Here is a 12,219-nt window from a genome sequence, read left to right as displayed (position 1 = left end):
AAGATTATGTGATTTAAGAGGTGGGGCTCCAGGAAGTTTGGAGGCGGCGACCGGATTCGAACCGGTGAATAAAGGTTTTGCAGACCTCTGCCTTACCACTTGGCCACGCCGCCTCAACCCTCAAAGAACTGACACAGGGTAACCTTTTTTTCCCTTTCAGTCAAGCAGAAGATGTCCATCTAGTGAAAGACTTGCCCTTTTTATTATTCTCTAATGGCAACTTACAAAACCGTGCAATAAGGTAATAAAGGCACATTGAAACCCGTATTTATTCTTGATAATATGTCCTTTATATGCTAATTTCAGATAATTAAACCCTTTAAATTCTGAAGATATACCGATGGTACGTGGCTTTAACCATAACATAAAACATAAGGGCAAGATTTATCATATTCAAACTGAAGATAGCGGAATTGAAACACCGCATATCATCACTTTGCTCTATGTCGGCGGAACCATCCTTGCCAGAGAGAAAACGAGTTATGCCGACATCATAAAAGTTGACAACCTGGAAACGGTAGTCAAAGAACTCATGGAAGAGCAGCATAAGGGGATGTTGAAAAAACTCATAGCCGGTGGATTTGATGAGCCGGCCAAGGCGCCTCCCCCCCCGAATGAAAAAACACTCACAAAAGAAGAAGAAAAAGAGAAGTTTGGTCAGGATGTTATTTCTGATAAAGGGTTGGATGAAGTCATTCTTGATTTCCTTTCAGGTGGACCGGACAAATAATGCTGTACGGCAAATCCCCTTCACACCTGGAATCAAACAGCTTCCAAACTAACATACAATCCATAATCCTAATTACGGGCAGATTCGCCGCTTTTGCAAATGTTAAAAGCGTCTTTTGATTGAAATCGCCGGTTCATGTATTCATAATAGAATAAACTATTTACTTTTATATATTTAATACTTTTATTTCATTTAAAAGTTTTTTACAATTATAATGATAAGCTGGATTTCCTGGAATGAAATTAATTATTGGATATCTTTTTTTAATGCTCATACAATATAAAAAAACCTAAACACTCCTGAAAAGGTGAGACAGCATGAGGAGGAATATATGAAGCTTTTTCTCAATTATTTAAGAAATACCTTGTTGGTTGCTATTGCGCTGATTATAGCGCTCAATATGGGGGCCTTAATATCAGGGCCTATTTCAGCAAAACAATCAGACGACCCTTATAAAAACCTGAAGGTGCTTGTCGATGCCATTTCCATTGTTCAGAAAAACTACGTCGAAGACGTTGAAAAGAAGGAGCTCATTTACGGCGCCATTAATGGAATGCTTTCCTCTCTTGATCCTCACTCATCCTTTATGCCCCCCGAGAGTTTCAAGGAAATGCAGGTTGAAACGAAAGGAAAGTTTGGGGGAGTAGGCATCGAAATAACGATGAAAGAAGGGGTCCTTACCGTTGTATCTCCCATCGAGGATACCCCCGCTTTTCGGGCAGGCATATCAGCAGGAGACATTATTATCAAAATAGATAACGTTCCTACCAAGGGCATGACTATATTGGATGCCGTTAAAAGGATGAGAGGCAAAAAGAATACTAAAGTTGTACTGACGATCTACAGAGAAGGTGAGCCGGAACCGATTGATTTCCCGATTGTGCGAGCTATAATAAAAATAAAGAGTGTAAAAAGTGAAGTTCTTGATGATAGCTATGGTTATGTGAAAGTAACGCAATTCCAGGAAAGAACAACGGGTGATCTTAAAAAAGCATTAAATCAAATAGAGAAAAAAACGGAAAAAATAAAAGGCTTGATCCTTGACCTTAGAAACAATCCCGGAGGACTTCTTGACCAGGCAGTCAAGGTATCTGACCTCTTTTTGTCTGCCGGACTCATCGTCTATACCGATGGACGAATGGAAGCACAGAAGATGAAATTCTATGCCACTGAAGCCGGCACAGAACCCAAATACCCCATTGTAGTTATTGTAAATGCCGGAAGCGCCAGTGCATCAGAGATTGTGGCGGGGGCGCTGCAAGATACGGGGAGAGGGCTTATACTGGGCACAAAAACATTCGGGAAGGGTTCAGTTCAAACAATTCTCCCCATGGAAGACGGTTCGGGAATCAGAATTACGACTGCCAGATATTATACGCCAAATGGCAGATCCATCCAGGCAGAAGGCATAACGCCCGACCTGATCATAGACAAAATGGAAAGCCCTGTCGAAAAAAAGCATCTTGTTATCAGGGAAAAAGACCTGAAAAATCACATGAAGAATGGCAATGACAAAGAGAATGGTGATAACAATAAAGAAAATGAATCAAAAAAGCAGAGCGACAACCAGATTAAATCAGCCCTTGACATCCTGAAAAGCTGGGAAATCTTCATGAAGGGGATGCAGCGCACCTCCTGATGAAAAAAAGCAGGAAAAGCAGAAAAAAAAAGGGCAATGACAATATAAAACTTCTCTATTTCTTTCTGGGAGTGGCGCTGCTTCTCGGCGCCACTCTTTACTTTCTCGGTAAAGAAAAGCTCACCTCTCCATACCCGCCTCAACAAACAGCTGAAATTGAAAACAACACAGTCTCAGCGCCACCCATACAAGCTGAAGAGCGAACTGAAGGGCCTCCAACGCCTGAAGTTAAAGGTGTTACTCTACCGAAGCTTGCCATAATCATCGATGATATTGGCTTTACAAAGCGCTATACAGACCTTATCGCCATCAAGCTTCCAATAACCTATGCAATCATTCCCTACACAATCCATTCTGTCGAGGCTGCAGCAGACGCTACCCGATCAGGGATGGAAGTAATACTGCACCTGCCCATGGAACCCAGGGATTACCCGGAAAAAGACCCCGGCAGGGGGGGACTGCTAATATCCATGGATGAGAGCAGCATCATCAAAGAACTAACTAACAACCTTGATATGGTGCCTCATATTAAAGGTGTCAATAATCACATGGGATCACGGTTTACCGAATATGCCAGGGGCATGGAACTGGTCCTTGGCGAGATAAAAAAGAGGGGTCTGTTTTTTATAGACAGCAAGACCTCCTACAAGTCCAGGGCTTATTCTCTCGCTAAAAAGATGAACATAAAAAGCGCTGAAAGGAACGTATTTCTCGATAATGTTCAGACAGAGGATGCAATAGAAAAACAGTTGGAAAAAGCTGTTGCCATTGCCAGAGAAAAAGGGGAAGCCATTGCAATAGGCCACCCTTATCCGGCAACTATCTCAACGCTGGCAAAAGTAGCGCCGGGGCTAAAAGAAAGAGGAGTGGAACTCGTTTTTGCATCCAGCCTGGCAAAATGAAGAAGCACATCACCGAGAGAATAATGTCAGAAGAGAAGGTATCCATCGTCAGGTGCAAAACCTATAAGGAAGAGTTGGTCAGCGAAAGTCTGGTAAAGCTGCTTGCTCCTCTTGGGGGAATTCAAACCTTCATCAATAGAGGGGACAAGGTTCTGTTAAAACCTAACCTCTTAAAAGCGGCACTCCCTGAAAAAGCAATAACAACACATCCTGCTCTGGTTGAAGCGGTCGCCAGAGAAGTTCAGGCTGCGGGAGGCATTGTTTCCATCGGAGACAGCCCCGGTATCGGCAAGATGGATAACGTCTTTGAAGAGACAGGCATGACCGGCGTTTCCTTGAAGACAGGCGCAAAACTTGTTGAATTCAAAGACTCCCTTGACAAGAAAACATGCAAGGGCTCCAACTTTAAAAGCCTGGAAATTTCGAAAGATGTGATGGAGGCAGATAAAATCATCAACCTGCCAAAAGTCAAAACACATGCACAAATGTATGTAACTCTGGGCGTTAAAAACTGCTTCGGCTGTATTGTTGGAAAAAGAAAACCGCAATGGCACTACAAGGCGGGAGTTTCAAGAGAGCACTTCGCAAACCTTCTGCTTGACATTTACAACATGGTAGCCCCTGTCCTCACCATTGCAGACGGCATTACCGCTATGGAGGGGAATGGTCCGGGCAGTGGAGACCCCAGGAGTGTGGGCTTGCTTTTTGCGTCATCCAATGCCATTGCAATGGACAGGGTCATTACAGAAGTGCTGGGCCTTAGTCAAAAAGAAGTTCCGCTTTTCCATGCTGCCATAAAAAGAGGGTTTGTGAGCCCCCATGCAGGGGATACCCGGATTTTTGGCCCTGCCATTTCGGAACTGAAAATCAGCAATTTCAGCCCTCCTGAAATTATTGACCTCATGTTTGGTCCCCCTTTTATAAGGCGCTATTTAAAAAGTGCAATGACCGCCAGACCTAAAGTGGACCATGAAAGCTGTACATTATGCATGGATTGCATAAAGACATGTCCCGTTCAAGTTATGTCGGTTAAAGAAAAGAAAATTGATATCCTTCATGATGAATGCATTAACTGTTTCTGCTGCCAGGAAATCTGTCCTCAGGGCGCGATTACTCCCAGGCAGGGGTGGTTATTGAAAATATTAAGAAAAAAAGGGTAAATCTCTTTTCATTTTGGTTTGCGTGCCAGCTTGCTTGTGCTTTTTACTTTTCCCTCTTTATCAATATAAAACATTCCACCGTAAGGGTCCGGTGGAATTCCCCTGATTATTTTACTGTCGACAAGCGCCTTTAAACTGGCGGGAGGAAGGCCGATTTTTTCAGTATAAAAGTCGACCGCTTTTTCCAGGAACAATATTTTATTCAGTGCATCAAGCCTCACCCTATAATATTTTTTTATATTGACATCACTTTCTCTTTCCCATATTTTTTCCAGAAATGATATAGCTGTCTCTGTTTTTTTGTCTTCATAATATAATCTGGCTGCAAGAGAAGGCAATAAATTCCATGCGCCGGGCCGCTCATAGGCCATAAGGAGATAATCAGCGCCCCCTTTATTATCTCCCATGAAAAAGAACCTGTTAAAACCTATAAAAAAGGGAAAGGTCCAGTCCCAGGTCCTCGCCTTTACAGCCTTTTGAAGAAGCATTTCAGCTTCCTCATACATACCGGCATCCCATGTGAGAAAACCATTAGCCATAAAGTAAGGATCCTGGAAATAAGGGTCCAGTTCAGTTACAAGGTCGAGATTACGATGAAGCCACTGCCAGTCATCTTTTGTTGCCTTTTCTATAGTTTCAACCTTTCCTCCATAAAACTGGGACAGACGAACAAAAAGAAAGTCGGCAGCGATGGAGCGGTATTCAAGAGCAAAAAGCTTAATAATGGCAGGGGGAAGCGTAATGCCTTTAACTTCTTCCTTCTTTATCGCCTTTCTTGACGCTTCATAGAAAGGTAAAACAGAAAGATACCCCAGAAGAAAAAAAGCGAGCAATGCTATTGTGATAAACCGGTGATTCAAGGGAACTCTCTTCTTTCCATAATTAAAGAAGCTGCTGAAACCAGGATGCCGGCATAAAAAAACCAGTAAACCAGGGCCCAGATAAAATAGCCTTCCGGCAAGAGGAGGCCATGCGATGCCTGGAGCTTTATATCAAAGGTGGCAAGGTTTGGAAATAAATAATAAACGCACTTTATTACAAATCCCATGAGAGGAGAAATATCGACGCCGCCTGCCCTGGAATCCAAAAAACCTTTAACCGTTTCCGTACTGGCGCCAATAATGTAAGTGGCGATAGTTAACATTAAAGAAATAAAGGATGTCGATGTAAAAGAAGAAAAGAAGATAGTAACAGAGGCAATCAGAGCGAGCTTCATTGCAATAAGAGCAATAGCTGAAAAATAGATTGTCCATTTAAAAATCGCCTCTGGATTTTCATAAGTCAGTCCCGCAAAATAAACAGGCAGCGATGATATGAGCCCAAGAAACACAACGGCTGCAATAACAAGCATGACAATACCGGCAAACTTTCCCCAAATGTACTGGGTCCTTGAAAGGGGCCTTGAGATAACCATGTATATGGTCCTTTTATCTATGTCCTTTGAGAGCAGGCTATTTCCAATAAAAATAACCATCAAAAGCCCCGAAAAAGAAATAGTGGCAAGGCTTAAATCTGCGGCAACTTTTACAATGTCCCTCATAAAGAGATTCGTCAAGGTAACTGTCACTGCAAACATGAGGAGGGCCATGATGAATATACCAAATAAGGCACGGCTTCTTATCCCTTCGATAAACGTTATATAAGCAAGGCTTAATATACCTCTCATTCTCTAATACCCCCTGTTTTTTTCACCTCTTCCATAAAAACTTTCTCAAGTGTGTCTCCCCGGCCAAGGTCTTTTTTTACATCTACCAGCCGATTCAGGTTGCCGTTTATCAATATGGCTGCCCGGTCACAAAGCCGCTCAATATCGTGCAGAATATGGGAACTGAAGAAAATTGTTTTTCCTTCCTCTTTCAACTTGAGAATAAGGTTAAAAACCTTGATCCTCCCCATAGGATCAAGGCCGCTCATAGGCTCATCAAAAATCAATATACCGGGATTGTGTATAAGGGACAGGGCGAGCCCTGCTCTTTGCACCATCCCTTTTGAATAGGACCGGAGAGGCCTCTTCATTGCCGCCGTTAAGTCCAGTTCTTCCAGGAGTTCCCGGCTTCGTTCTTTAATTGCCTCACTATCCATATTACAGCTTCTGCCACCAAATTTGAGCAACTCCTTTGCAGACAGGTGGTCATAAAAATATGGATTTTCGGGAAGATATCCAATCATTCTTTTTACAGTCATGTCGGAAGTTTTTTTCCCTCCGATAGTAACCTTTCCTGAAGTGGGGCGTATAAGATCAATAAGGATTTTAATGGTCGTGCTTTTCCCGGCCCCATTTGGCCCGAGAAAACCAAAAACCTCTCCTTCATTGATTTTTAAGGAAAGGGAATTCAAGGCACAAACCTTTTTTTTGCTGAAATCCTTTTTATAGAATTTCGTCAACGATTCCATCTCTATGACGGCCATAACTTCTACCTTTCAAGCAACTCAACAGTTTTTATAAAAACTTCCTCCACACCAATAAGGTTCATGCATTCCCTGTTCTTTTTACAGGCGGGTGTATCACCAAACCTCGAACAGGGGCTGCAATCGATACTCTTCCTGATTACCGCATGCGCACCCCCTCGGGGCGACCACTTTTTTTCATTACCGGGACCAAAGAGCGCAAGCGTTGACGTACCCAGCGCGCAAGCGATATGCATTATACCAGAGTCCCCTGTTATCAACAAGGATGCTCGCTTTAAAATGGCGGCAGTCCCGGCAAGCGTCAGTTGTCCGCACAGGTTAATACATTCTTCAATACCGTCTGCCACATGGCAGCAATCCCTATAATCAGATTTGCCGCCGACTGCAACCAGGGCATAACCTTGCTCAACCAGTAATCGGGAAAGGTGGTGAAACTTTTGAAGGGGCCATTTTTTTTCCTCGATGCTTCCACCGGGAAAAAGCGCCACTATTTTCCCGGCTGAAAAAGGTCCTAATATCATCTCTGCCTCGCCGGCTTCTTTATCCGGAAGAGTAAGAAAAGATTCCTCTTTTAGATTTTTCTTTTCCGGTAAATCACCAAGGAGATCGAGAAAGCTCTCCATTTCATATTTATCCTGAAAATAGTTAACCGGTCTGCTAAAAAGAACCTCTCTTTCGTTAGTGGCAAAGCCTATTCTTAAAGGCGCTCTCGTGAGATAAGCTATCACCGCTGAAAGCCTGTACCACTGCTCTGTATCTATAACCATATCATAGCTGCCCGCAATTGCTGACAAAAGTTCCGACGGTCTGTCATAGAGAGAGATTTTATCTGCCTCGGCACAAAGGTGAAAAATCCCGGCATTTCTCTTTTCACATAAAACGTTAATTACAGCATCAGGATAAGCGCCTTTAAGCGCTTTCATTGCAGGGAGAAGCAGCACGGCATCACCTATGCCCCCGGGACGAATAACAAGGATAGAGGTAATTTTACCGGACAAACGCTTTTGAGGTTTTAATAAAGCGTTGACGACCCGGACGGAGACAGGACCAATAAGGGAGTCTATTTTTTTCAGGAACCTGATTTTTCTGTTCAACCTAAACTCTTGCAGATCTCGGCTTGAATTATTTTTTAACCGGGTAAGGTAATCCGGCACGGCAACAGCAACCTACTTGGTTGTCATCTTAAAGACACCATTCCAATCGGACGGGGGAGGTGATTGAGCAAGCGTCCGGCACCTTTTAATATACATTTTAGAAGTCAAGTCATTAGGCCGTATTTCAAAAACTTTCTGGAAAGCTGAAATAGCATCATCCCATTTCATTTCCCTATAAAGACCAAGAGCAAGACCAAAACCTGCAGCAAGCTTTTCATACCTTCCATCACGGCCTTTTTCCGCCATAAGTTCATATATTTTTGCAGGCCGCTCCTTCCCTTTGACTTTCACAAGGTCAAGCTCTCTGCAAACCATTTCATTTCGCACGCCGTCATAGGTATCCTCGCTAATAATCACATTAGTGCCATAAACCTTGTTAATTGCCTCCAGCCGGGAACCGAGATTAACGGTATCTCCCATTACGGTAAAATCAAAACGCCTCTCGGAACCCATATTACCGACAACCATGGGACCCGTACTGATGCCTATTCCAATATTCATTTTAGGAAGCCCCCTCTCCTCCCAGACAAGATGCAGTTTTTTTAGGGCCTGCATCATCTCAAGGGCTGTTTTACATGCCCTTAGAGGATGGTCTGCCTGATCCATAGGGGCGCCATAAATTGACATAATGGCATCTCCCATATATTTATCGAGCACTCCATCATGCCTGAATACAATATCTGTCATAACCGTCAGGTATTCATTTAGAAACTGAACGAGGGATTCAGGCGACATCTGTTCAGAGATGGTGGTAAAATTCCTGATATCTGAAAAGAGAACGGAAAGGACTTTTTTATCTCCCCCGAGTTTCAATTTTTCAGGATCTTTCAATACTTCATTTACAACGGAAGAAGTCATGTAATACTGGAAGGCATTCTTTACCTTCTTCTTCTCTCTCTCTTCGGTCATATAGTAGTAAAGGGTAATTGACGTATATATTGTAATAATGGAAATTGCAGGATACACATAATTTAGCCAAACCCCCTCATTAACAAAGGCATAAAAATTTCCACTCGTAAAGAGAAGAAAAACAGCAACAGTAAAAAGAGCTCCCGCAAGAGGGCCCAACCTTGGCAGCAAGAGTCCAAGCAGAATACCGATTAACAGGATAATCACAAGATCCACCATGCCAATCCATTCAGGTCTGTACAAAAAGTCTCCATGAACAATATTGTCTATAATGTTTGCATGGATTTCGACGCCAGGGAAAACACCACTAAAGGGCGTAACTCTCATATCATAGATACCTATGGCTGTAGGGCCGATCAAGGCAATCTTATCCTTCAGCTTTTCTCCGGGCACTTTTCCTGTAATAACATCATATATTGAATAGTGAGGGAATGTTTTGTTCACACCTCTATAATTTATGAGGAGGTTTCCATCTTCATCAGTAGGGATGTCCCTGCCCCCAAGCACAATCGACTGAACGCCAAATTCATCAACAACTATCTTCAAACCTTTATCGTCAAGATAGTTCCTCGCCAACTGCAATGAAAGCGGAGGGAAATATTTGTCTTTATACCTCATAATCAATGCAGCCCACCTGACAGTTCCATCTTCATCAGGCAAGACATTAAAATAACCAAAACCTGCCGCTTCCTTTGAAAATTTTTCGATATTCGATTCTACAGAGTAAGCAGTACTTGCAAAATCGACACTCCTGGCTTCTTCCGTCATATGTTGAACCAGAGAATAACTGGAACGGTTCAATTCCTTATCTTCCCTGATCTTGCTTTTATCAATATGTTTGAGATCTGAATCACTAAAATGAAAAAAATAGCCAAGGACAACACGGCCTGATCGTTTTATAGCCTCGGCAAGGATGGAATCATTATCATTTTCGCGTATTTTACTTTCCAGAAATAAATCAAGTTCACTATTCTTAATAGCAAGGCTATCCAGTTTATTCTTAATCTCGACAATTTCAATTGATTGAGCGTTATGATCAGGTTCGGCAAAAACAATATCGAAGCCAATACTCTTTACACCGTAATGAGTGAGTGAATCTATCAGTTCTGCAATCCTCTTCCTGGGCCATGGCCATCTGCCATAATGATCGAGACTCTTCTCATCTATCGTAATTATCACGACTTCCTGGCCCGGGGCCTTGGGTCCTCTTGTAACAAACCTCATATCGAGGCTTTTAAGCTCCATCGTTTCAAAAAAAGAGAAACCTGTTATATAGGAAAAAATTGCAAGTGCGGTAAAGATCATGCTGATCCTGAAAGGCGTAACTTTCACTGGACTTTTCATCGCTTATTCCCCATATTAAGATAATCTGATTTTATCAGATGTGAGTGGCAAGTCAACGCAAGAATGGGATTAACAAATTCAACGCTAACTCAAGAAAAGCTTAATGGATAAAGTATTAATCATAGGTTGCGGCTATATGGGGAAAAGAGTCGCTAAACTTGAACAGGCAAGAGGAAGTAAAATAACAGCCCTTGTTCGCTCCAAAAGCTCCGCAAAAGAACTGGAAAGACTCGGGATTGAAAGCATCGCAGGCGATCTTGACGGGCAGAATGCTCTCCCCTGCCTTCCGCTGGAGAATACCATTCTTTATTACTTTGCGCCTCCTCCCCCGCTTGGTTTAGAAGACATCAGGATGAAAGCGTTTACGGAAAAACACAGTAAACCGCCTTTTCCAAAAGTTGCAGTCCTGATTAGCACAACAGGTGTCTACGGAAATTGCAATGGTGAGTGGATAACGGAAGAGAGGCCGCCGGCTCCACAGGCAGCCAGGGCGACAAGAAGATTATCGGCTGAGAAAACATTGAAAAGTTGGGGGGAGAAGACGGGAACACCGGTTATTGTGCTGAGAGTTCCCGGCATATACGGCCCGGGCAAGCTACCTGTAAAAAGGCTGAAAGAGGGGCTGCCCCTGTTGCGGGAAGCAGAATCGCCCTTCAGTAACCGCATCCATGCAGATGACCTTGCCGACGCATGCTTTGCAGCCGCCAGAAATGGCCGGCGAGCTTCCCTTTACAACATTTGTGATGGTCATCCCACAACGATGACCGATTACTTTTATAAAGTGGCCGATCTGTTAAAAATAAAACGGCCACCGGCCATCTCATTGGAAGAGGCCAAAAAAGAACTGAGTAAAGGAATGCTTTCCTATCTTGCCGAATCGAAGCGTCTTAATAACCGGCTTATGCGTGAAGAACTGGGTGTGACACCCAAATACCCGGATCTCGACTCAGGACTTCCCTCATGTATAAATGGCCAATAAGGCAGGTAAAAACACTATTTTTTTAGGAACAAGAATGTAAAAACGATGCTCCATATCAAAAAAAGGAGCCGCTTTCGCAGCCCCTTTATACAAATCACACTTTCACTTTCCTTCTTTCACCCTTCTTATTTAAAAGCAGAAAAGCAGGGTTCAACAAACCCTTAATATATCGGGGGAAATCCGGCGCAACGCTCTGTCAAATAAACTGACACACAAAAATCCGGCTTATGCGCTTGCTCTATTCAGCTTCTCTTCCATAACAGCATTATTAATGGCAAGCGCTATGATCGGCGCAAATTCATTCATTGCCTGAATGTTTTGCTGAAGAAAACCACCGGGTTTATTAATAACCTGGAAGGCGCCTATCGTTTTATTTCGATGCTTAATTGCCATGCAAAGAACGCTACGGGTTTCATAATGGCTCAGTTTGTCGAATTTATCATTAAATGACAAATCTTCATCAATTTTTTTTAGTTCTTTTTCATTGTAAGCATCATCAATATTCAGTACTGTGTCGGCAGCAACCGAATAACCGATGAGGCTCTGTTTGTCAACGGGGACCCTGATCTCCTCCAGTTCACAGTCCAATGCAACTCGTGTATAAAGCTCATTCTTCTCACCATCGAGGATATAGAGGCTGCATCGGTCAGCGCCCATATACTCCCTGATTTCATCAACAACTTCCGTCAACATTCCATTAATATCTATTGCCGAGACGATTGTATTGATCAGCTTTCCAAAGGCTTCAGGATTTTTTGACATTTCTCTCATAACGTTAACCCCCATGTAGTGTTTATTATTTTCATAGCAAATTAAGACAATGAGGTCAAGATGGATTATTGCGGGGTTGAGCGGGATTTGCTGATCTTCATTTCATTCCTCTTGTCCCTCGTTTAACAATAGTGATGAATCACCATAAAATATGAATAACAAAAGAAGGTAACTATTTTTGAATCCGCATATTCCGGTCATGATTTTTAAAGGTTCCCTAAA

At 42.8% G+C, this 12,219-nt stretch carries 11 protein-coding genes and 1 tRNA gene; 5 read left to right on the top strand and 7 right to left on the bottom strand.

All coding sequences use genetic code 11. From position 1 onward, the window contains the following. Positions 1-38: 38 nt before the first annotated feature. A tRNA-Cys gene (locus OEV42_00140) sits at positions 39-113 on the bottom strand. 227 nt (positions 114-340) lie between these two features. On the opposite strand from OEV42_00140, the gene OEV42_00135 reads away from it, so the two are divergent. The 4 genes from OEV42_00135 to OEV42_00120 all read left to right on the top strand — a co-directional run bounded on the left by OEV42_00135 (position 341) and on the right by OEV42_00120 (position 4,431). Beyond that, a complete protein-coding gene (locus OEV42_00135) occupies positions 341-730 on the top strand; it encodes a hypothetical protein (GenBank protein MDH3972657.1) in 390 nt (129 codons plus the stop codon). Between the two features lie 331 nt (positions 731-1,061). Further along, on the top strand, positions 1,062-2,369 hold the full coding sequence (locus tag OEV42_00130) for a S41 family peptidase (protein ID MDH3972656.1): 1,308 nt from the start codon (positions 1,062-1,064) through the stop codon (positions 2,367-2,369). Beyond that, positions 2,369-3,271, top strand: coding sequence for a divergent polysaccharide deacetylase family protein (locus OEV42_00125; protein ID MDH3972655.1), 903 nt, complete (start codon positions 2,369-2,371; stop codon positions 3,269-3,271). Before OEV42_00130 ends, OEV42_00125 begins: the two co-directional genes overlap by 1 nt. A gap of 23 nt (positions 3,272-3,294) precedes the next feature. Beyond that, positions 3,295-4,431 (top strand): DUF362 domain-containing protein, encoded by a 1,137-nt coding sequence (locus tag OEV42_00120; protein ID MDH3972654.1) that lies wholly within the window; start codon positions 3,295-3,297, stop codon positions 4,429-4,431. Positions 4,432-4,439: 8 nt separating this feature from the next. Here the strand turns inward: OEV42_00120 and OEV42_00115 are convergent, their stop codons facing one another. From OEV42_00115 to OEV42_00095, 5 genes are all read right to left on the bottom strand, one after another. Beyond that, positions 4,440-5,291, bottom strand: coding sequence for a hypothetical protein (locus OEV42_00115; GenBank protein ID MDH3972653.1), 852 nt, complete (start codon positions 5,289-5,291; stop codon positions 4,440-4,442). Beyond that, positions 5,288-6,097 carry an ABC transporter permease gene (locus tag OEV42_00110; protein MDH3972652.1) on the bottom strand — a complete coding sequence of 270 codons (810 nt, stop codon included), beginning with the start codon at positions 6,095-6,097 and terminating at the stop codon, positions 5,288-5,290. Before OEV42_00110 ends, OEV42_00115 begins: the two co-directional genes overlap by 4 nt. Continuing rightward, positions 6,094-6,840, bottom strand: a complete 747-nt coding sequence (locus OEV42_00105) for an ABC transporter ATP-binding protein (protein MDH3972651.1) — start codon at positions 6,838-6,840, stop codon at positions 6,094-6,096. The genes OEV42_00110 and OEV42_00105 overlap by 4 nt, the downstream gene beginning before the upstream one ends. 5 nt (positions 6,841-6,845) lie before the next feature. Next, on the bottom strand, positions 6,846-7,934 hold the full coding sequence (locus OEV42_00100) for a glycosyltransferase family 9 protein (protein ID MDH3972650.1): 1,089 nt from the start codon (positions 7,932-7,934) through the stop codon (positions 6,846-6,848). A gap of 72 nt (positions 7,935-8,006) precedes the next feature. Next, positions 8,007-10,247: an adenylate/guanylate cyclase domain-containing protein gene (locus tag OEV42_00095; GenBank protein ID MDH3972649.1), complete on the bottom strand. Its 2,241-nt coding sequence runs from the start codon at positions 10,245-10,247 to the stop codon at positions 8,007-8,009. A 103-nt stretch (positions 10,248-10,350) separates the two neighbouring features. On the opposite strand from OEV42_00095, the gene OEV42_00090 reads away from it, so the two are divergent. Further along, on the top strand, positions 10,351-11,226 hold the full coding sequence (locus OEV42_00090) for an SDR family oxidoreductase (protein MDH3972648.1): 876 nt from the start codon (positions 10,351-10,353) through the stop codon (positions 11,224-11,226). A 225-nt stretch (positions 11,227-11,451) separates the two neighbouring features. On the opposite strand, the gene OEV42_00085 is transcribed toward OEV42_00090, so the two are convergent. Then, on the bottom strand, positions 11,452-11,997 hold the full coding sequence (locus OEV42_00085) for a GAF domain-containing protein (GenBank protein MDH3972647.1): 546 nt from the start codon (positions 11,995-11,997) through the stop codon (positions 11,452-11,454). Positions 11,998-12,219: the final 222 nt, after the last annotated feature.

The sequence above is a fragment of the Deltaproteobacteria bacterium genome, assembly GCA_029860075.1.
Lineage (GTDB): Bacteria > Desulfobacterota > JADFVX01 > JADFVX01 > JADFVX01 > JAOUBX01.
The sequence above is the reverse complement of the archived record's forward strand: the minus strand, read 5'-3'. Positions and strand labels throughout refer to the sequence as shown.